This is a genomic window from Carnobacterium sp. GW821-FHT04C06 (assembly GCF_059420345.1).
In genome coordinates this window covers 508780-531522 of record NZ_JBWKTN010000001.1, presented here as the reverse complement: position 1 = coordinate 531522, position 22743 = coordinate 508780, and the positions used below count along the sequence as shown (strand labels likewise).

Below are 22743 nucleotides of genomic sequence, written 5' to 3'. Positions count from 1 at the left end.
GATGGATATCGTTTCAACATTATCAATCGTTGTTTCATCAGCATTAATTTATGCAGCTCCACTTATATTTACAGCCTTAGGTGGTACTTTTTCAGAACGTGGCGGAATCGTTAACGTTGGACTAGAAGGAATCATGGTGATGGGGGCTTTTTCATCAATCGTGTTTAACCTTTCATTTGCAGAACAATTTGGCGATGCAACGCCGTGGCTTGGGTTACTTGTTGGTGGCGGAATTGGTATTCTTTTTTCACTAATTCATGCAGTTGCAACCGTTAATTTAAGAGCGAATCATATTGTTTCAGGTACGGTTATCAACATGTTAGCCCCTGCGTTGGCTGTCTTTTTAACACGTGTCTTATTTGATGGACGTGGTCAAACGGATATTATTCAATTTAACTTTGGTAAAAGCAGTATTCCACTATTGAAAGACATTCCAGTGATTGGGAAAATTTTCTTTACAAATACCTCAGCAATGGCATTTGTAGCGATTATTGTAGCAATTTTATCGTGGATTTTACTTTACAAGACAAGATTTGGTTTACGTTTACGTTCTGTTGGGGAGCATCCTCAAGCAGCAGATACATTAGGAATTAATGTTTACGTGATGCGCTATGCAGGTGTGATGATTTCTGGTTTATTAGGCGGAATTGGTGGAGCCATCGCTGCTCAATCTATTTCACTAAACTTCTCTCATTCAACGATTGCAGGACAAGGATTTATCGCGCTAGCAGCGATGATTTTCGGAAAATGGAATCCACTTGGAGCCATGGGAGCAGCAATATTCTTTGGATTTGCGCAAAGCTTAAGCGTAATTGGAAGTTACATTCCATTAATCAAGGATGTTCCACCTGTGGTACTTCAAACAGCACCTTACATCCTAACGATTATTGTTTTAGTAGGTGTGATTGGGAAATCAGAAGCTCCAGCAGCAGATGGTGAAACATACATTAAATCGAAATAAAAGCAAAAACACTCTAAGCAATTGTTTAGAGTGTTTTTTTCATGTTAAGATTTTCTTTGAATGGTGGCATTATGATTGTATTCTTGCTGCAATTCACTTATCATAGATAGATGAAGTTCAGTTCCAATGAGGAGGAAATAAAGAATGTCGATTCAATTACAAGAAGGCGTGAATATTCATGTTTTACCTACTAAAAAATACAAGACGATCCGCATCGTTTTAAAATTTAGAACGCCTTTAGATAAAAAAAATATTACTAAACGAGCTCTATTATCAAGTTTACTTGAAACCAATAGTAAAAAATACAATTCCCAAACCAAGTTAAGAAGTGAATTGGCGAATCTTTACGGTGCAAGTTTTGGCTTATCTGTAACTAAAAAAGGCACCATGCATATGTTAACGGTAGGGATGACTGTTGTAAATGAAAAATATCTTTCTGCTAATGAGAATGTCTTACAAGAAGGCATTGATTTCCTAAAAGAAATTTTGTTTCATCCGAATGTAACAGATGGAAAATTTGATGAGGAAACCTTTAATCGTGAAAAAGAAAATTTAGCCGATTATTACGAATCGATTTTTGATGACAAACAAGCGTATGCAAGTTTATCTTTACAACGTTTGTATTTTGAAGATGAAAACCAAAAAACACCAAGTATTGGAACTTTAGAAGATTTAAACGACATTACGGCCGCTTCTTTATATGAGTATTATCAAGAATTATTAGCAGAAGATTGTGTTGATATTTATGTCTTAGGAGATGTTGAGGAAAGCGAAATGACAGAAGCATTCCGAGCGTTCCCGTTTAAAGCACGTCAAGTACCAAGGGAGTCCATTTTTTACACAGCTGCTACGCACAACAAATTAATTGAAGAAATTGAGCAACAAGAAGTAACGCAAGCTAAATTTAATTTAGCCTATGAAACGAATGTCTTTTATCAGGATAAGAACTATTTTGCAGCCCAGATTTTTAATGGGTTATTTGGCGGATTTCCTCACTCTAAATTATTTATGAATGTCCGTGAAAAGGAAAGTTTGGCTTATTATGCTTCTAGTACTTTAGATACTTTTAGAGGCATGATGACTGTTCAAACGGGAATCGACAGCACAAAAGTTGAACAGGTGAGAGAAATCATTCAATTGCAATTAATAGAAATGCAAAATGGGAATTTTTCAGATGAAGCAATCGATCAAACCAAAGAAATGCTAAAAAACCAAGTTTTACAATCGGAAGACAATCCAGGAGCGGTGATGGAAAAAATGTATACTCAACAATTAGTTGGATCGACGTTAACAACCGCAGAGTTTGAGCAAAAAATTAATGAAGTCACAAAAGAAGAGATCATTAAAATTGCCAATCAGGTTTATTTAAAAGCAACATTCTTCTTAACAGGGGAGGAAAATAAGTAATGGAAAAAAAACATTATGCACAATTAGATGAAACACTTTACACCGAAACCTTAGATAATGGATTGAAAGTAACACTATTACCTAAAAATGATTTTCATAAAACCTATAGTTTATTTACAACTAATTATGGGTCAATCGACAACAGTTTTATTCCATTAGGAAAATCTGAAAAAGTAACAGTACCGGATGGGATTGCTCATTTCTTAGAGCATAAAATGTTTGAAAAAGAAGAGGGAGATATTTTTCATGTCTTTGGTAAATATGGAGCTTCTGCAAATGCATTTACCAGTTTTACTAGAACAAGTTATCTTTTTTCAAGTACTAACTATGTTTTAGAAAATGTGGCGACGCTTCTCGACTTTGTTCAAGAACCGTATTTCACAAAAGAGACTGTCGATAAGGAAAAAGGCATTATCGCGCAAGAAATTCAAATGTATGATGATGAACCAGATTGGCGCTTATTTTTTGGAATCGTAGGCAATATGTATCCGCATCATCCAATCCATATTGACATTGCAGGAACAGTAGAGAGCATCATGGAAATTACAGCAGAAGATTTGTATGAGAGCTACCATACTTTTTATCACCCTAGTAATATGAATTTATTAGTAGTTGGTAAAATGGATCCAGCCGAGATGATGGACTGGATTCGTCAAAATCAAGCTAAAAAAGAGTTTGCACCAAAACAAGAAATCCAACGCTTTTTCCCTACTGAAAAAGTGAGTGATATCAAAGCATTCGATTCAATTGAAATGCCTGTTAATCGTGCAAAAAGTATTGTTGGTGTTAAAGGAATCGAGCCAGCTCCAACAGGAAGAGAAGCGTTAGTTTTAAAAACTACAATGAACTTGCTATTAACTTTGTTATTTGGACCAACTTCAACTAATTACTTGCAGTTATATGACGAAGGGATTGTTGACGACAGTTTTTCTTATGAATTTAACCTCGATCGTACTTTCCATTTTGTTGATATTGGTGGCGATGCAAAAGATCCATCGGCTTTAAGCGATGCAGTTAAAAAGATTCTAGAAACAGCCCCTCATAGCCCAGAGTTAACAGCAGAAAATTTGACGATGATTAAAAAAAGAATGGTAGGCAAAAGCTTACAATCTTTAAATTCAATTGAATATATTGCGAACCAATACAGTCAAGAATCATATGGAGAAGCGAGCTTATTTGATTTAGTCCCAGTCATTGAAAGCATCACACTTTCTCAAGTAAAAGAGTTGGCAACGCAATTTATGGTACCAGAAAGAATGAGTGTCTTTCATATTTTGCCAAAAGAGGCAAAAGAGTCATGAAATTTGCATTGGTAATGGGGGCTAGTGGAGATATCGGCAAAGCCATTGCAGCAGATTTAGCATCTGACGGATGGTCCCTTTATTTACATGGCTTTAAAGATCAACTTAGCTTAGATGAGCAATTAGAGAGTTATCAAAATCAATTTCCAAAACAAGATTTCTTTAAATTAACCTTAGATATGACGGATGAAAAAGGCGTTGCCACTTTTTTAGAGGCTCTTTTTCAAGTAGATGCAGTTATTTTTTCAAGTGGCTTTACAAGTTATCAGTTACTGACAGAAGTATCAGCGATAGAAATGGAAAAAATGTGGCAAGTTCATCTTAAAACACCACTCCTTCTATTGCAAAAATTGCAACCTAAACTAGCGAAATCGACATTAGGTAGAATTATTTTTATCAGCTCGGTTTATGGCGAAGTTGGAAGTGCAATGGAAGTCTTGTATTCCACGCTAAAAGGGGCTCAATTAGCATTTGTAAAAGCCTACAGTAAGGAAGTTGCAAGTCTTGGCATCACAGTCAACGCCATAGCTCCAGGTGCAATTCAAACGAAAATGAACAGCGAGTTTAGTGAAACAGAAGTGACAGAATTGCTTCAAGAAATTCCAGTTGGTCGTTTAGGACAGCCAAATGACATTAGTTTTTGGGTAAAACAACTTTTAAAAGAAGAGAGCAGTTACATGACAGGACAAGCATTAACAATCAGTGGTGGTTGGTTAAAGTAAAGAAAAAATTAATATTCTGACTCCATTATTTATGTTATAATATGTAAGATATGAGAATTTTAGTTCTCTAAAAAAGAGATCTGGTAGGTGGAAATATAATGAATGAAATTGGCGTGAAATTGCAAGAAGCTAGAAAAGCAAAAGGGTATACGCTTGACGATTTACAACAAATGACTAAAATTCAAAAGCGTTATTTGATTGCGATTGAAGAGGGAAACTTTGATGTGATGCCTGGAAAATTCTATGCTCGCGCTTTTATTAAGCAATATGCTGATACCGTGGGTTTAAATGGGGATCAATTGCTAGAAGAGTATACGGAAGATGTTCCACAAACACATGATGAAGAATATGTTGAGAAAGTTTCGACTAGTCAAACCCGTTCAGAAAACCATGTTGCAAATATCTGGTTGGAAAAAATTCAAGCGATTTTACCAACGATTATTATTGTCGCAATTGTTTTAGCGATTACTGGAGCTATTTGGTTTGCTGCAACGAAGAGTGGCAACAAAGAAAAAGAACCAATGATTTCAAAAGATTCAGAAAGTGTTTCAATTACTAGTTCAGCTGAAGAACCAAGCAGTAGTAAAAAAGAAAGTAGTTCTGAAGCAGAATCCTCAAAAGAACCAGAAAAACCAAAACAAGAGGTAGCGATTGCTTCTTCAACAGGAAGCAATACAACGTACACTGTTAAAAATATGACGGAACCTGGTTCATTAGTTCTTACAGCACAAGGTGGGGCAAGCTGGGTCGGTGTTACAATTGCTGGCGTTCAAGTTGATCAAAAAACCATGCAAAGTGGTGAAAACTTAGAAGTTCCAATTCCAGCAGGTACAACTGCAGTCACAATCGTAGTTGGAAATGCAAAAGCAACGAAAATTACGTTGAATGGAACGGATATTCCTTACGCTCCAGAAGCAGTCAATTCAGTGACACAAAATATTCAATTACAACTAACTCCCGCTTCATAATAGAGTAGTTCGATAATAGTGTCATCTATCTAATAGATGGCGCTATTATTTTTTTTGAGAATAAAAATAAAAGGAGGAGTTTGATGGACAGCTTAGTTTTATTTATTTTGATGGTTGCTGGAGTTTTACTATCTGCGATTGTCAGCAAATACATTCCTCAAATCCCATTAGCACTTATTCAAATTATGATTGGCTTGCTATTAGCTATTGTACCAATTGAACAGACCACGATTCATTTTGAACCTGAATTATTTATGATTGGTATTATTGCGCCGCTAGTTTTTTATGAGGGACAAAACATTTCACGTAAAGAATTATGGAAGCTAAGAGGACCCATTTTACTTTTAGCTTTTGGGTTAGTTTTACTCTTAGTAGTGGCAGGAGGCTTTTTGATTCATTGGCTAATACCTGACTTGCCGTTGCCTGTTTCATTTGCGTTATCGGCAATTGTTTCACCAACGGATACAGTAGCGTTGAAATCAATTGTAAAAAATATTAAATTGCCAGATAATATTATGGCTGTTTTAGAAGGCGAGTCTTTGATTAATGATGCTGCTGGTTTGGTGTCCTTTAAAGTTGCTTTAGGCGTAGTAATGACAGGTTATTTTTCAGTGAAAGAAGCTAGCTTTGAATTTCTAATTGCTGCTTTTGGGGGAATCATTTTCGGGGGGATTGTCGGTTTTCTATTTGTTAAATTACGTCTTCAATTACGAAAAATGAGATTGGAGCAAACCGAGTTATTGGTGTTAATTCAATTAATTACACCGTTTACTATTTTTATTGCTGCAGAGCGTCTTGAATTTTCAGGTGTATTAGCAATGGTAGCTGCCGGAGTCGTTCATGGCGTAGAGCATGACCACCTGCAAGCAACCACAACTAAAATCCAGATGGTTTCTAATAATGTTTGGGGAACCGTAGTCTATTTTCTGAATAGTTTGGTATTTTTATTGTTAGGCGCTACATTGCCTTCAGTTGTGGCTAAAATCTGGAGTAAGGAAAATTTTTTAGTGGAAGAGTTACTAGGTTTAGCATTAATCATTTCACTATTTCTAATGGCCGTTCGTTTTATTTGGGTCTATTTACTGCATGAACATTTTGTCGAACCTAATGCGATGAAATTTGAAGATTATTTCAAATCTTTTGTATTGGGTGCTGAAAAGAAACAAGTAGATCAAATCAGCCGAGGAAAATATGCGTTAATCACAACTTTAGCAGGCGTTCATGGAACAATTTCGTTAGCAACGGCTCTTTCAATTCCGTTGGTTTTAACAAATGGACAAGCCTTTCCGTTACGCAATGAATTGCTATTTATTACAGCAATGATTATTCTAATTAGTCTAGTCAGTGCTACGATTTTCTTACCACTTATTTTACCAAAAGAAGAATTACCAGAAGTAAGCACGAATTTCTTAGATTTTAAAACAGCATATGCGCTACTTTTAAAACAAACAAGCCAACAATTAGAAGCAAAGCGAACAACGTCAAATCAATATTATATCAATCAAACAATTGTAGAATTAACTCGCAAATTAGCAGACACTGAAGAGGTTTCGCTTCGTGAAATGGATAAAAAGCAAGTCAAACAATTATTGAATTATGCGAATACAATTCAATCCAAAACAATTGATGATTTATATAAAAATAATGTAATTTCCAAACAAACCCATGAATTATTCGCTGCCTTTAGTGCGGCTTCTAAACAGTTTGAGGAAAAGAATTTTATTAAAAAAATCTTTTTCCGATTGAAATTTAGTCTGCTGAGAAACCGGTTAAATCATATGGAAGAAAAAGAAATTAAAGAACATTTTAATTCACGATTTAAGAATAATCAGCTTATTATGGACGAATTTAAATTGGCGCAAAAAATCAGTGCGGAAGCAACAATTCAAGCTCTGCAAAATCAAATGAATACTGCTAACAGAAAAGAAACGCTACGAGTCATTCAGCGTTATAATCGCTTTATGAAACAAAGCCAAGATGATCTAGAGGAAGTTGAAGAATCAAATTACTATGCACGACTAGCATTGCAAATCCAACGAGAAATTGTTCAAAGAATGATGGATGAAAAAATGATTGACTATCCGGTTGCTAACCAAATAGGTGAACAAATCGGATACGATGAGCTGAGTGAATTGGCTCTTGGAACTGAGTGAAATACCAATAGAGATAGAATAGAATTTCATTGACGAATCGCAGTGAGTTGATTATGATTAAAGAGATTCATTTCAGAATTATCAGTTAAGAGTGGAGGAAATACTATTGAATTTACCAAATAAGTTAACCGTTCTTCGTATTTTTATGATTCCTATTTTTATGGTGATTGTTTTAGCACCGTTAAATTGGGGAGAAGTATCAGTACTAGGTTCATCGATTGAAGTAACTCAATTGGTTGGTGCTATTATTTTTGCTTTAGCAAGTATGACAGATTGGTTAGATGGAAAAATTGCCCGTGCAAGAGGTTTAGTTACAAACTTCGGGAAATTTGCTGACCCATTAGCAGATAAAATGCTTGTTGTAACAGCTTTTATCGTACTAGTTGGTCAAGGCATCGTTCCTTCTTGGGTCGTTGCAATTATCATTTGTCGTGAATTAGCAGTAACGGGTTTACGTTTATTGTTAGTTGGAGACGGTGAAGTGATGGCTGCTGCCATGCCGGGGAAAATCAAAACCGCAACACAAATGGTGGCAATTATTTTATTATTCTTAAATAATTTTCCATTTGAAGGAATGGGTTTCCCATTTGCATCGATTATGTTGTATGTCTGTTTGTTCTTTACAATCTATTCAGGCGTTGACTACTTCATTAAAAATAAAGATGTTTTTAAAGGATCTATGTAAGATTGAAAGAGGAGCTAGCGATTTGCTAAGCTTCTCTTTTTTTTTAAAATTGTGCTAAAATAAGTAAGAGAAGCAACTGAATTTAATAAAAAAATGAAAAATCAATAGAATGCAGATAGTATTGAATAAGAGGAGCGGTGGAGATGAAAGCTGAAATTATTGCAGTAGGTACCGAACTACTATTGGGACAAATCGTTAATACAAATGCAGCTTTCTTATCACAAGAATTAGCAGCATTAGGAATAAATGTTTACCATCATGTGGTGGTTGGAGATAATGCCAAGCGGCTTGAAGCTGTTTTAGAGCAAGCTGAAAAAAGAAGTGATTTGATTATTTTGACAGGTGGCCTAGGACCTACAAAAGATGATATGACAAAACAGACAGTAGCCGCTCATCTAAAGAAAAAATTGGTAATCGATCAGAATGCACTTGAAAAAATTAACGTATTTCATCAAGCAAGTAACCGTCCAATGACGGAAAACAATCGTTTACAAGCACTGGTCATTGAAGGGTCAACCGTATTAGCCAATAAAACTGGGTTAGCAGCGGGTATGTTCTTAAAAAAAGATACCGTGAATTACTTGCTGTTACCCGGTCCACCCAACGAATTGAAACCGATGTTTTTAAATGAAGCTAAGCCACTTCTACAAAAAGAAAATCCAACTGAATCCCTTATGGTTTCTAGGGTGTTGCGATTCTATGGCATTGGCGAATCACGCTTGGTTACGGTATTAGATGACTTAATTGAAGAACAAACCAACCCAACATTAGCGCCTTATGCAGGAGATTACGAAGTGACGCTTAGAATTACCGCTAATGGAGACTCTCAGTCCTGTTGTAAACTGTTATTGGATAACTTAGAAGAAAAGATTCAACTGCGGGTAGGCGAGTATTTTTATGGCTATGGCGACACGACTCGGTTAGCTGAAGTAGTGGTTGATTTGCTAAAAGAGCGTACAATTACGATAACTGCTGCTGAAAGTTTAACAGGTGGTGGATTTCAAAGTATGTTGGCAAGTATTCCAGGTGCTTCTGATATCTTTAATGGTGGCGTCGTTGCTTATCAAAATGAAATCAAAGAACAGTTATTAGGTGTTTCAGCAAAAACATTGAATGAAAAAGGCGCAGTCAGTAAAGAATGTGCGATTGAAATGGCAGAAGGTGTACAAAAATTAATGAAAACTAAAATGGCTTTGTCATTTACTGGCGTTGCAGGACCAGCTATGCTTGAAAATCAACCAGTAGGAACAGTTTGGATTGCGTTGGCACAAGAGAACCAACCTACAATTGCAATTTGCCATCATTTTGCCAGAGATCGAAATGGTAATCGAGAACAAGCAATTTTAGCAGGATTTGATTTCATTCGAAGAGTAGTGCTCTCTTTGCCAATAGAAATAGAAAGTTGAAATCATTGGTATCTATGGATTTTTAATAGCTACGTAAAAATAAATCTCTTTTAACCGAATGTTTGTTCGATTTTCTCTTGCTTTTTTTAGCAAGAACTATTATTATATATCTTGTAACCGTAAAATAACTGATAATGAACTAGTAAATAATTTTTTGAAGATAGATTGAGGAGGAATTTTAATGGCAGATGATCGTAAACAAGCATTGGACGCAGCATTGAAAAAAATTGAAAAAAGTTTTGGTAAAGGTTCTGTAATGAAGCTGGGTGAAAAAGTTGATACTCAAATCTCAACAATTCCTAGTGGTTCATTAGCATTAGATGTAGCTTTAGGAGTAGGTGGGTTTCCAAAAGGACGTATTGTTGAAGTTTATGGACCTGAAAGTTCAGGTAAAACAACGGTTGCTTTACACGCCGTTGCCGAAGTTCAAAAACAAGGTGGAATCGCAGCCTTTATCGATGCTGAACATGCATTAGATCCGCAATATGCACAAAATTTAGGAGTTAATATTGATGAATTACTATTATCTCAACCCGATACAGGTGAGCAAGGGTTAGAGATTGCAGACGCTTTAGTCTCAAGTGGTGCCGTTGATATCGTGGTAATTGATTCAGTAGCAGCCTTAGTTCCTCGTGCTGAGATTGAAGGCGAAATGGGAGCTAGCCATGTTGGTTTACAAGCGCGTTTAATGTCTCAAGCTTTACGTAAATTATCTGGGTCAATTAATAAAACTAAAACAATTGCATTGTTTATCAATCAAATTCGTGAAAAAGTTGGTGTAATGTTTGGAAATCCAGAAATCACACCAGGTGGACGTGCTTTGAAATTCTACGCAACGGTTCGTTTGGAAGTGCGCCGTGCAGAACAAATTAAAAATGGTACGGATGTTGTTGGAAATAGAACAAAAATTAAAGTAGTAAAAAATAAAGTAGCTCCTCCTTTTAAAGTAGCTGAAGTTGATATTATGTATGGCGAAGGAATTTCTCAAGTTGGTGAGCTATTAGATATGGGTTCAGAAAAAGATATTGTTGATAAAAGTGGTGCTTGGTATTCATATGAAGGCGAGCGAATTGGTCAAGGTCGTGAGAATGCGAAGAAATATTTTAAAGACAATCCTGACTTAAGAGAAGAAATTGAGAAAAAAGTTCGTGCAGCATATGGAATTGGTGAAGAAGTGGAAGAAAAAGCTTCTGAAAAGAAAAATGCAAAAGAATCTAAAAAGCAAGTTTCTGAAAAAAGTGAGATCGTGTTAGATTTACCTGAAATTGAAAAATAATTAATTGAAAGAGGTCCATTGCGAAAGCAATGAGACTTCTTTTTTTTCAAATAAAAAGAGAACGCTATCAATGTTAGTTTATCAAAATAACATAAAACACAGACACATAAATTCAATTAATAACGATAACTATAATTATTTAATTTGATAGATATCTGATATTTATAAAAAGGTTCAACAAATCACACTATTTAAGTTGACATGTACCCTCTCTACAATTAAAATTAGAGGTGTGTTGTATTACACTTATAAAAGATAGGGATAAAAATTTGTTAAAAACAATATTTTTACCAAAAGAAATGATAAATGACCAATTAAATACATGATACGGAGGTGGAAGAATGTTAATTATTAGTGTAGCCTTCGCTATCGTTGCTTTAGTTGTTGGTCTAATCGCAGGATATATCGTCCGCAAGTCAACTCACGAAAAGGAACTAGCAGGAGCTAGAAACACTGCAACTGGAATTTTGGAGGAAGCAAGAAGAGAAGCAGAGACCATGAAAAAAGAAGCTTTGTTGGAGGCGAAGGATGAAAATCACAGATACCGAACTGAAATTGAAACGGAGCTAAAAGAGAGAAGAAGCGACATTCTGAAACAAGAAAATCGTTTACTACAACGTGAAGAAAACCTAGACCGTAAAGATGATGGACTAGAAAAACGGGAACGTTCCCTTGAAGCCAAAGAAGAAAAACTAAGTTCAAGACAACAGCTAATTGACGATCAAGAGAAAAAAGCAACATTACTAGTTGAAGAACAACAACTTGAATTAGAAAGAGTTGCGGCTTTATCACGAGAAGAAGCTAAAAACATGATTATCAAGGAAACAGAAGAAGAGCTATCCCACGAATTAGCTGTAATGGTTAAAGATTCTGAACAACGTGCTAAAGAGGAAGCAGATCGAAAAGCGAAAAATCTGATTTCATTAGCAATTCAACGTTGTGCAGCAGATCAAGTTTCTGAGACGACTGTTTCGGTAGTCACATTACCAAGTGATGAAATGAAAGGTCGAATTATTGGTCGTGAAGGTCGAAATATCAGAACCCTTGAAACCCTAACAGGAATTGATTTGATTATCGATGATACTCCTGAAGCAGTTATTTTAAGTGGATTTGATCCAATCAGACGTGAAATAGCAAGAATGACACTTGAAAAATTAATTCAAGACGGTCGAATTCATCCAGCTCGAATTGAAGAGATGGTTGAAAAATCAAGAAAAGAAATGGATGAGCGTATCCGAGAAATTGGGGAACAAGCAACCTTTGATGTTGGAGTTCATTCGTTACATCCAGATTTAATTAAGATTCTAGGTCGTTTACGCTTTAGAACAAGTTATGGTCAAAATGTTTTAAACCACTCAATTGAAGTGGCAAAATTAGCAGGTGTTTTAGCAGCAGAACTTGGAGAAGATGTTGCCTTAGCAAAACGTGCTGGTTTGCTTCATGACATTGGTAAAGCGTTAGATCACGAGATTGAAGGCTCTCACGTAGAAATTGGTGAAGAGATTGCAACGAAATACAAAGAAAATGCAACGGTTATTAATGCCATCGCTTCTCATCATGGAGATACCGAAGCCACTTCAGTTATATCGGTATTAGTTGCAGCAGCGGATGCATTATCAGCAGCTAGACCAGGAGCGAGAAGTGAATCTCTTGAAAACTATATTCGTCGTTTAGAAAAACTTGAAGGCATTTCTAATAGTTTTGAAGGCGTTGAAAGAAGTTTCGCTATTCAAGCAGGACGTGAAGTTCGGATTATGGTTCAACCCGAACAAATTGATGATCTTGGTGCCATTAGTTTAGCTCGTGATATTCGAAAACGAATTGAAGATGAACTTGATTATCCGGGACACATTAAAGTAACGGTCATTCGTGAAACAAGAGCGGTTGATTACGCAAAATAATGATTAAAAGATGGGAAAGAGTAAATATACTCTTTCCCATCTTTTTTTAGTAAGAAGACGTCACCCCTTTTATTTAAGTTGAAATATTGGTAAAATAAAGTGATGTATAAAAAGAGAAGAGGCTATATAAAATGAAATTATTATTTGTCGGAGATGTTGTCGGATCGATGGGGCGCGAAATGGTCCATGAGTACCTACCTAAATTAAAAAGAGAGTACCGTCCACAAGTGACGATTTTAAATGGTGAAAATGCAGCAGCAGGACGCGGAATCACTGAAAAAATATATAAAGGATTCTTACAAGATGGCGTAGATATCGTAACAATGGGGAATCACACTTGGGATAATCGCGAAATTTTTGAATTTATTGATGATGCTAAGAAAATGATTCGTCCAGCGAATTATCCAGAAGATACAACGCCTGGTAAAGGAATGGCCTTTATTAAAGTTAATCAATTAGAACTAGCTGTTATTAATTTACATGGTCGTGTGTTTATGGCGGATTTAGATGATCCTTTTAGAAAAATTGAAGAATTAGTAGAAGAAGCAAGAAAACGTACGCCATTGATTTTTGTGGATTTTCATGCTGAAACGACAAGTGAAAAACAAGCGATGGGCTGGTTCTTAGATGGTCGTGTTTCTGCAGTTGTCGGTACTCATACCCATGTTCAAACAAATGACGCAAGAATTTTACCTGAAGGAACAGCCTATTTGACTGATGTAGGGATGACAGGTCCTTATGATGGTGTTTTAGGAATGACGAAAGAGCAGGTTCTTAATCGCTTTTTAACACAGATGCCAACGCGTTTTGAAGTACCAAAAGAAGGCCGTAAAATTTTATCTGCTTGCTTGATTGAATTAGACGATCAAACAGGGAAAGCTAAAAATATTCAAAATATTGTGATTAATGAAGACCGTCCATTTGGAGGCGACTTTTAATGTTTAGAAAAGAGCCTGAATCTTTATTAGATGAAGCCACTAAAGAGACATTAGAAAAATTAACTCAATTGTTGCAAGAAAACGAAACCATTCAAACCTACCAACAAATTGAAGCAAAAGCACAAAACCATGCTCATTTAAATGAATTGATTGAACAGATTAAAATAAAACAAAAAGAAGCAGTAGCGTTTAATCATTACGGCAAGCCTGAAGCTGAAAAAATAGCGATTAGAGAGGCGGAGCAATTAACAAGAGAATTCAACGAGCATATTGTAGTTACGAGTTACCAAGATTCACTTGTTGAAGCAGATGATTTATTGCAACAATTAATCGGTACGATTCAAGATGAACTTGTCAAAGAAATCGAAGAAAAATTAACCGAATTAAGTTAATAAATGAATTGAGAAAGGAGCGGATAAAAGATGCCACAAAAAACCAAGCACACTCCAATGATGGAACAGTATTTAGCTATAAAAGCTCAATATCCAGATGCATTTTTATTTTACCGTCTAGGTGATTTTTACGAGTTGTTTTATGAGGACGCCATTAATGCATCGCAATTATTAGAAGTAACGTTAACTAGTCGTAACCGTAATGCAGATGATCCCATCCCAATGTGTGGTGTTCCGTATCACGCTGCTAGAGGATACATCGATGTTTTGATTGAAAAAGGATACAAAGTTGCCATTTGTGAGCAAGTGGAAGATCCAAAAACCGCTAAAGGAATGGTGAAACGAGAAGTTGTTCAATTAGTGACTCCTGGAACTGCGATTGAAACGAAAAATATGGATGCAAAATCGAATAATTATTTATCGGCGTTAGTTGTTGCCAATGATCATGAGTTTAATTTATCGTATGTTGATTTAAGTACGGGAGAATTAAAAGCTACCTGCTTAACGTCAAAAGAGGATTTAATCAATGAATTATCAAGCATCCAAACTAAAGAAGTCGTTTTTGAAAATTTAGATGAAGAGTTGTTACAAGAAGAATTAAAAAATAAATTAGGCGTGATGATTTCAACTCAAACAACAATGGTAGAAAATGCTGAATTTTCTTACTTAACGAGTGAAATTGAGGAAGAAAAAACAGTAGCTGTTTTGAAGTTATTGTTGTCCTATTTAAGTGTCACTCAAAAACGTAGCTTAAGTCATATTCAAAAAGCAGAAAGCTACATACCCACTCACTTCTTAAAAATGGATCACTATTCAAAACATAATTTAGAGTTAACGTCATCGATTCGCAATGGTCAAAAAAAGGGCACCCTATTGTGGTTACTAGACGAAACCAAAACAGCAATGGGAGGACGCTTATTAAAACAATGGATTGATCGTCCCTTGATTCAAGAAGCTAAAATTAAAAGCCGTCAATTGATTGTTGAAAATTTAATGAATCACTTTTTTGAACGAACTGATTTAAACGAAGCGCTGACTCGCGTTTACGATTTAGAACGTTTAGCGGGGCGAGTGGCTTTTGGAAATGTGAACGGTCGTGATTTGATTCAACTGAAAACCTCTTTACTACAAGTGCCTCAGCTCATTGATATTATTGCTATTATTAACGACGGTGAATGGGATGACCTGCTGATTGCGCTAGATCCTGTAACAGAGGTAGTGGAGCTAATTGAACACGCAATTGACGAAGAAGCACCCTTAGCTATTAAAGATGGAGGGGTCATTAAAGACGGGTACCACGAAAAATTGGATCAATATCGTGATGCCATGCGAAATGGGAAAAAATGGATTGCTCAATTAGAAGCCCAAGAACGTGAAAAAACAGGCATTAAAACGTTGAAAATTGGTTACAACCGTGTATTTGGTTATTATATTGAAGTAACGAAATCTAATTTAGCATCCTTACCTGAAGGAACTTACGAGCGGAAACAAACCTTAGCAAATGCAGAACGCTTTATTACGCCCGATTTAAAAGAAAAAGAAACCTTGATTTTAGAAGCTGAAGAAAAATCAGTAGCGTTGGAATATGAGTTGTTTACTGCTGTTCGTGAAACCGTAAAACAATACATTGAACGCTTGCAAAAACTAGCTAAAACGGTTGCCACAATCGATGTCTTACAAAGCTTTTCGACCATCAGTGAAAAATATCATTATATTAAACCAACCATGAAACAAGGAACCCATGAAATCAATCTACTAGAAGGGCGTCACCCAGTTGTTGAAAAAGTATTAGGGCAACAACGTTACGTGCCAAACAGTGTCGTGATGAATGAGCAAACAGATATTCTTTTGATTACTGGACCAAACATGTCTGGTAAAAGTACGTATATGCGTCAGTTAGCCTTAACCGTTATTATGGCTCAAATGGGTTGCTTTGTACCGGCTGAGACAGCTGAGCTGCCGATTTTTGATCAAATTTTCACTCGTATTGGAGCAGCCGATGATTTAATTTCTGGTCAAAGTACCTTTATGGTGGAAATGATGGAAGCAAATCAAGCATTGCGGCATGCCACCGACCGTAGTTTAATTTTATTTGATGAAATTGGTCGAGGGACTGCAACCTATGATGGAATGGCACTTGCTGAAGCTATTATTGAGTACATTCATCAGCATGTTCATGCAAAAACGCTCTTTTCAACGCATTATCATGAATTAACCGTGTTAGAAGAATCCTTACAGGGCTTAGAAAATATCCATGTAGGAGCAGTTGAAGAAGATGGTGAAGTTGTTTTCTTACACAAAATGATGGCTGGGCCAGCTGATAAAAGTTACGGAATCCATGTAGCGAAACTAGCTGGTTTGCCAGAAGATTTATTGATCCGAGCAGCAGCTATTTTAGAAAAATTAGAAAAACAAGAACCAGTCGTTATTGATGTTGAGCAAGCACCTCAAATGGCAATTAAAACAAGCGTTGAACAAGAGCCAAGGTTAGATATTCTTGAAGAAGAACAAGGTCAATTATCATTGTTTGATTCATTGAACCCGAATGAAAGTGAAGTTATCAAAGCGTTACAAACTATAAACTTATTGTCTATGACGCCTCTTGAAGCAATCAATACCTTAAGTGAACTACAAGGAAAGCTAAAATAGATTCAATTTAAGTAGAAAGGGTGAGGAGAAATGGCAAAAATTGAAGAACTTTCAGAAAAACTCGCCAATCAAATTGCGGCTGGTGAAGTAATTGAGCGCCCCGCTTCGGTTGTTAAAGAACTTGTTGAAAATTCAATAGATGCAGGCAGCACCCAAATCGACATTTTAATTGAAGAAGCTGGTTTGAAAAAAATTCAAATTATTGACAATGGTGATGGCATTGAAGCAGAAGATGTGAAAAATGCCTTTAAACGCCATGCCACAAGTAAGATTCATACTCGAGACGACCTCTTTAGAATTCGCACGCTAGGTTTTCGTGGAGAAGCCTTACCAAGTATTGCCTCTGTATCCGAAGTCATCTTAGAAACGGCGACAGGCTCTGGTGCGGGTACTTATATTTCTTTAAAAGGTGGGGATATCGAGGAAGAGCGTCCAAATCCATCAAGAAAAGGAACAAGTATTACCGTAAGCAATTTATTTTTCAATACTCCGGCTCGGTTAAAATACGTTAAAACCTTACAAACCGAACTAGCAACAATCGGAGATATCGTCAATCGTTTGGCAATGAGTCACCCAATGATTGCATTTCGTTTAGTTCATGATGGCAATCAAATGTTGCGCACTTCGGGAAATGGGGATTTAAAACAAACCTTAGCAGGGATTTATGGCGTTGCAATTGCAAAAAAAATGCGTTTGATTGAAAATGAAGATTTAGACTTCAATGTTAAAGGATTTATTTCATTACCAGAAGTCACAAGAGCAAGTCGTAATTATATGTCCATTATGATCAATGGGCGTTACATCAAAAATTACCTGCTTAATAAGGCAATTATTGCAGGCTATCGTTCAAAATTAATGGTAGGTCGTTTTCCAATTGTTGCCCTAGATATTACGATGGACCCGCTATTAGTTGATGTGAATGTGCATCCAACAAAGCAAGAAGTTCGGATCAGTAAAGAAAAAGAACTAATGGGCTTAATTGAAGATGCAATCCATCAAGCCCTTAGTAAAGAACAGTTGATTCCAGAAGCGATGGAAAATTTTAGTTTTAAAAAGCCATATGACGCGACAAAATTTAAAGCTGAACAAACAAAAATTGACTTGAATGTAGCGTCTTCAACTAAACCTGAAAATCAGCCTGCTTACCAAGTGAAAGAGCCCCTCGTGAAAGAAAAGCCAACCGATCCTTTCCAACCAATTCCATTTAAGCATGAAGAGTTGGTAGAAGAAGAAGCGGCGCCTTTTGAAGATACACAGGATAATCAAGTAGCAGAAAGTTTCCTAGTTGAACCAACAGTAACAGAATCAATCCCAACTATGGATCACCCCATCAGTGAATTAGAAGAGCTTCATGAAGAACCTTATTTAAACACGGCAACTAATTTGCTAAAAAGAGAAGCAAGACAAACTGAAAAGGCTGCTTCACACTTGCCAACGCTAGAATATATTGGTCAAATGCATGGTACCTATCTATTTGCACAAAATGAAAATGGGTTGTATATTTTGGATCAACATGCGGCGCAAGAGCGAATAAAGTATGAGTATTTCCGTAAAAAAATTGGGGAAGTTAGTCGTGACCTGCAAGACTTACTAGTTCCAATGATGCTAGATTACCCAAATAGCGATGCCATTAAAATCAAAGAAAACCAACCAGCACTTGAAGAGATTGGAATTTTCTTAGAACCTTTTGGACAAAATAGTTTCTTACTAAGAAGTCATCCAGTTTGGTTTAATAAAGGGGAAGAAGAAGAAATCGTTAGAGAAATGATTGATTTGCTTTTAGAACAAGGAACGGTTAACGTGGCGAAGTTTAGAGAAGCAACGGCTATTATGATGAGTTGCAAAGGTTCAATTAAAGCCAATCATTATCTAAACGATCAAGAAGCTCGTGCCTTGTTAGTAGATTTAGCAAAAACAGAAAATCCTTATAATTGTCCTCATGGCCGTCCAGTCTTGATTCAATTTACTAATAAAGATATGGAAAAAATGTTTAAACGTATCCAAGACCCACATTAAGAAAGCAGGTAGATGAAAAATGACCTTAATTTTAGCTTCAGGTTCTCCTAGAAGAAAAGAGTTACTCAGTAAAATTACAACAGATTTTGACGTAGTTGTTTCTGATGTGGACGAAACGACTCCGCCGTCGATGAAAGGTCCTGAGGTAGTTGAAGTATTAGCGATTCGTAAAGCCAATGAAGTAGCTAAGGAGTATCCAGATGAGTTAGTGATTGGAAGCGACACGATTGTGGTACTAAATGATGAAATCATGGGGAAACCAAAGGATGAAGCCGACGCTAAAAGAATGCTTGAGCAACTAAGCGGAACGACACATGAAGTGTTGACAGCAGTCCATCTGACAAAAGGACAACAAAAGGCTACGCAAGTCGTGACAACAAAAGTGACTCTCTTTGAGTTAACTCCAGCAGAAATTGATGCGTATATTGCGACTAAAGAACCGATGGATAAAGCCGGCTCATATGGAATTCAAGGGAAAGGCGCGCTACTTGTCAAGAAAATTGACGGCGATTTTTATAGCGTCGCAGGATTTCCCGTCTCTGTAGTAGCCAGAATGTTAAAAGAAATACAGTAAGCAAGAAATGCTCCTTTTTAGTCATTGTTTGCTATACTATAGACAACTAAACTAAAGAGGTGAAGAAAATGGAAAAACCATCGAAAGAAGAGTTAAAAGAGACGTTAAGCCCCATTCAATATGAAGTTACGCAAGAAAATGGAACGGAGCATGCTTTTACAGGGGAATTTGATGATTTTTATGAAAATGGCCTATATGTCGATATTGTCAGTGGCGAGCCACTTTTTACATCAAAAGATAAGTACGATGCGGGTTGTGGTTGGCCGGCCTTTTCGAAACCGATTGAAAAAAATGAGGTAGTAGAAAAAGTAGACCACAAATTCGGAATGACACGTACTGAAGTTCGAAGCAAAGCAGCAAATTCTCATTTAGGTCATGTGTTTAATGATGGTCCGCCTGAACTTGGTGGGTTGCGTTACTGCATTAATTCAGCAGCCCTACGTTTTATTCCAGTTGATCAATTGGAAGCGGAAGGCTACGGTCAGTATCGTTCGCTATTTTCTTAAAAAAGCACAAAGATAAGGGAGCTGCCTTTGTCTTTGTGTTTTTCCTTTTTTAGTAAGGAAATGACTAAAATAAAGATTTTTCCATTAGAAAGTCCATTTAATCTTGAAAATATGGTAAAATGCTAGGGGAACGAATGTACTATAGAATAGAATGGAGATCGAACACATGTATGAATACATCAAAGGCACGTTGACGTTTGTAGGACCAGCGTATATCGTGATTGAAAATGGTGGGATCGGTTACCAATTATTGATTGCGAACCCTTTTCGATTTTCAAGTAAATTAAACCAAGAAGTTCAAGTCTATGTTTATCAAGCGGTCCGAGAAGATGCGATAACATTATTTGGCTTTAAAGATTTTAGCGAAAAGCAATTGTATTTAAAATTAATCAGCGTTTCTGGAATAGGACCAAAAAGTAGCTTAGCTATTTTAGCTAGTGATGACCATGAAGGGTTAGTTGCCGCAATTGAAAATGATGATGTGGCGTACTTAACAAAATTTCCTGGTGTTGGAAAGAAAACAGCTTCTCAGATCGTATTGGATTTAAAAGGAAAACTAGACGATTTAACGGTTTCTTCAAGTGCAGGAAAAGGCGCGCTACAAGAAAAATTAGTTTTAACAACGAATAACGGTCACATTGCAGAAACCGTAGAAGCGTTAACCGCATTGGGCTACAGCTCAAGAGAAATCAAACGAATTGAACCAAAACTAATCGCTTTAAATGAACATTCAACAGATGCTTATTTAAGAGCGGCCTTACGTTTGTTAATGAAAAAATAAACTGGAATTTTAGGAAAAGTGGTGAAAATTAGATGACATTTGAAGAACGGATTGTTTCTGGTGAGAGTGAGGACGGAGTAGAGATAACAATTGAAAAATCTTTACGCCCTCAAACGTTAGCTCAATACATCGGCCAAGACAAAGTAAAAAAAGAGTTAACGATTTACATTGAAGCAGCTAAAAACCGTGAAGAAGCATTAGACCACGTTCTCTTATACGGTCCACCAGGTTTAGGGAAAACAACAATGGCAATGGTAATTGCAAATGAAATGCAAGTAGGAATTCGAACGACCAGTGGTCCGGCAATTGAAAAGGCTGGCGATTTGGTGGCGTTATTAAATGAATTAGAGGCAGGAGACGTTCTGTTTATCGATGAAATCCATCGCATGCCTCGAATGGTAGAAGAAATGCTGTATTCCGCAATGGAAGACTTTTTTGTTGATATTATTGTTGGACAAGGTCCAAGCGCTCACCCCGTCCATTTTCCATTGCCGCCCTTTACGTTAATTGGTGCGACAACAAGAGCAGGTTTGTTATCTGCGCCTTTAAGGGATCGATTTGGAATAGTTTCCCATATGGAATATTATCCAGTAAAAGATTTAAAAGAAATCGTGATCCGCTCAGCAGACGTTTTTCAAACGAAAATCAACGATACGGGAGCCCATGAAATTGCTAGACGCTCAAGAGGAACCCCGCGGATTGCGAATCGCTTATTAAAACGCGTGCGAGATTATGCTCAAGTCGAAGGCGAAGGTGAAGTCAGTCAAAGAATGGCAGATGAAGCGCTAGCCCTATTACGAGTCGATCAAGAAGGATTGGATTATGTTGATCAAAAAATGCTGACTACGATGATTGAATTGTATCGTGGAGGGCCAGTAGGTTTGTCAACGATTGCAGCTAATATTGGAGAAGAAACAGAAACCGTAGAAGATATGTACGAACCGTATTTATTGCAAATGGGTTTTCTGCAACGGACACCAAGAGGACGGATTGTGACCCCTTTAGGCTACGAGCATTTAGGGTATTCTTATCCTATAGAAAAAAATTAAAAGCCAGATAAATAGGAGAAATGAACATGTTATCAACGAAAGATTTTGATTTTGATTTACCAGAAGAACTAATTGCTCAAACCCCGCTAAGTGACCGCTCAAGTTCACGTTTACTTGTTTTGGATAGCAAGACGGGTGAGGTATCAGATAAGCACTTTACAGATATTTTAGATGAATTACATGCAGGCGACGCGTTAGTGATGAATGACACACGTGTTTTACCAGCTAGACTTTATGGAACAAAGCCAGAAACCGGCGGACATTTAGAAGTATTACTATTAAAAAATACAGTCAATGACCAGTGGGAGACACTCGTTAAACCAGCAAAACGTGCAAAAGTTGGAACTGAAATTAGCTTTGGTGACGGTCGTTTAAAAGCAACGGTTGTGGAAGAATTAGAACATGGCGGTAGAATTGTTGATTTTTCATATGAGGGCATCTTTCTTGAAGTCTTAGAATCTCTTGGCGAAATGCCATTGCCTCCTTATATTAAAGAACGTTTAGAAGACAATGAACGCTATCAAACGGTTTACGCTAAGGAAAATGGATCAGCGGCAGCGCCAACAGCAGGGTTGCATTTTACAGAGGACCTGTTAGCAAAAATCAAAGCAAAAGGTGTTGAACTTGTTTTTCTAACACTTCATGTTGGTTTAGGTACTTTTAGACCTGTTAGTGTGGATTCCATTGAGGACCATGATATGCATTCCGAATTTTACCGTCTAACAGAAGCAGCAGCAGCAAAACTGAATCAAGTAAAAGCAGAAGGTGGAAGAATTGTCGCAGTTGGAACGACTTCTATTCGGACACTTGAAACAATTGGCACAAAATTTGATGGTGAAATCAAAGCCGATAGTGGCTGGACAAGTATTTTTATTTCACCTGGTTATCAATTTAAAGTGGTTGATGCTTTTTCAACTAATTTTCATTTACCAAAATCAACATTGGTTATGTTGGTGAGTGCCTTTGCAGGACGAGAAAATGTTTTAGCAGCCTACCATCATGCAGTGGAAGAACGCTACCGCTTCTTTAGCTTTGGCGATGCGATGTTTGTCAAATAA

Annotated in this window: 19 protein-coding genes; all 19 read left to right on the top strand. The window is 36.8% G+C overall.

Annotated elements, in window-relative coordinates:
* Position 1: 1 nt before the first annotated feature.
* The 19 genes from AC07SW_RS02555 to queA all read left to right on the top strand — a co-directional run bounded on the left by AC07SW_RS02555 (position 2) and on the right by queA (position 22743).
* Positions 2-961: an ABC transporter permease gene (locus AC07SW_RS02555; protein WP_034568908.1), complete on the top strand. Its 960-nt coding sequence runs from the start codon at positions 2-4 to the stop codon at positions 959-961.
* A gap of 144 nt (positions 962-1105) precedes the next feature.
* Positions 1106-2368: an EF-P 5-aminopentanol modification-associated protein YfmF gene (gene yfmF / locus AC07SW_RS02550; RefSeq protein WP_135024110.1), complete on the top strand. Its 1263-nt coding sequence runs from the start codon at positions 1106-1108 to the stop codon at positions 2366-2368.
* On the top strand, positions 2368-3669 hold the full coding sequence (gene yfmH, locus AC07SW_RS02545; protein WP_119908255.1) for an EF-P 5-aminopentanol modification-associated protein YfmH: 1302 nt from the start codon (positions 2368-2370) through the stop codon (positions 3667-3669). Before yfmF ends, yfmH begins: the two co-directional genes overlap by 1 nt.
* Entirely contained in the window at positions 3666-4391 is a 726-nt protein-coding gene (ymfI, locus tag AC07SW_RS02540) for an elongation factor P 5-aminopentanone reductase (RefSeq protein WP_119908254.1), read from the top strand. Before yfmH ends, ymfI begins: the two co-directional genes overlap by 4 nt.
* Positions 4392-4489: 98 nt before the next feature.
* The gene (locus tag AC07SW_RS02535) at positions 4490-5359 is read left to right on the top strand and encodes a helix-turn-helix domain-containing protein (RefSeq protein ID WP_135024105.1); all 870 of its coding nucleotides are present in this window, start codon (positions 4490-4492) and stop codon (positions 5357-5359) included.
* 83 nt (positions 5360-5442) lie between these two features.
* Positions 5443-7512, top strand: coding sequence for a Na+/H+ antiporter (locus AC07SW_RS02530; RefSeq protein ID WP_135024103.1), 2070 nt, complete (start codon positions 5443-5445; stop codon positions 7510-7512).
* A 106-nt stretch (positions 7513-7618) separates the two neighbouring features.
* Entirely contained in the window at positions 7619-8197 is a 579-nt protein-coding gene (pgsA, locus tag AC07SW_RS02525; protein WP_034568920.1) for a CDP-diacylglycerol--glycerol-3-phosphate 3-phosphatidyltransferase, read from the top strand.
* A 143-nt stretch (positions 8198-8340) separates the two neighbouring features.
* The gene (locus AC07SW_RS02520) at positions 8341-9603 is read left to right on the top strand and encodes a competence/damage-inducible protein A (protein ID WP_119908252.1); all 1263 of its coding nucleotides are present in this window, start codon (positions 8341-8343) and stop codon (positions 9601-9603) included.
* 181 nt (positions 9604-9784) lie between these two features.
* A complete protein-coding gene (recA, locus tag AC07SW_RS02515) occupies positions 9785-10879 on the top strand; it encodes a recombinase RecA (protein WP_119908251.1) in 1095 nt (364 codons plus the stop codon).
* A gap of 341 nt (positions 10880-11220) precedes the next feature.
* Complete coding sequence (gene rny, locus AC07SW_RS02510) at positions 11221-12780, top strand: ribonuclease Y (RefSeq protein ID WP_494632178.1); 1560 nt, start codon at positions 11221-11223, stop codon at positions 12778-12780.
* A gap of 131 nt (positions 12781-12911) precedes the next feature.
* Positions 12912-13718: a TIGR00282 family metallophosphoesterase gene (locus AC07SW_RS02505; RefSeq protein ID WP_119908250.1), complete on the top strand. Its 807-nt coding sequence runs from the start codon at positions 12912-12914 to the stop codon at positions 13716-13718.
* Positions 13718-14110, top strand: coding sequence for a YlbF family regulator (locus AC07SW_RS02500; RefSeq protein ID WP_119908249.1), 393 nt, complete (start codon positions 13718-13720; stop codon positions 14108-14110). Before AC07SW_RS02505 ends, AC07SW_RS02500 begins: the two co-directional genes overlap by 1 nt.
* 30 nt (positions 14111-14140) lie before the next feature.
* Positions 14141-16759, top strand: a complete 2619-nt coding sequence (gene mutS / locus AC07SW_RS02495; RefSeq protein ID WP_494632176.1) for a DNA mismatch repair protein MutS — start codon at positions 14141-14143, stop codon at positions 16757-16759.
* A gap of 30 nt (positions 16760-16789) precedes the next feature.
* Positions 16790-18775 (top strand): DNA mismatch repair endonuclease MutL, encoded by a 1986-nt coding sequence (mutL, locus tag AC07SW_RS02490; protein ID WP_311907847.1) that lies wholly within the window; start codon positions 16790-16792, stop codon positions 18773-18775.
* Positions 18776-18794: 19 nt separating this feature from the next.
* Entirely contained in the window at positions 18795-19349 is a 555-nt protein-coding gene (locus AC07SW_RS02485) for a Maf family protein (protein ID WP_135018702.1), read from the top strand.
* Between the two features lie 68 nt (positions 19350-19417).
* On the top strand, positions 19418-19855 hold the full coding sequence (gene msrB, locus AC07SW_RS02480; RefSeq protein ID WP_494632175.1) for a peptide-methionine (R)-S-oxide reductase MsrB: 438 nt from the start codon (positions 19418-19420) through the stop codon (positions 19853-19855).
* A gap of 166 nt (positions 19856-20021) precedes the next feature.
* Positions 20022-20636 (top strand): Holliday junction branch migration protein RuvA, encoded by a 615-nt coding sequence (gene ruvA / locus AC07SW_RS02475; protein WP_034568941.1) that lies wholly within the window; start codon positions 20022-20024, stop codon positions 20634-20636.
* A 32-nt stretch (positions 20637-20668) separates the two neighbouring features.
* Positions 20669-21685 (top strand): Holliday junction branch migration DNA helicase RuvB, encoded by a 1017-nt coding sequence (gene ruvB, locus AC07SW_RS02470; RefSeq protein WP_119908246.1) that lies wholly within the window; start codon positions 20669-20671, stop codon positions 21683-21685.
* 26 nt (positions 21686-21711) lie between these two features.
* Positions 21712-22743 (top strand): tRNA preQ1(34) S-adenosylmethionine ribosyltransferase-isomerase QueA, encoded by a 1032-nt coding sequence (gene queA / locus AC07SW_RS02465; RefSeq protein ID WP_034568946.1) that lies wholly within the window; start codon positions 21712-21714, stop codon positions 22741-22743.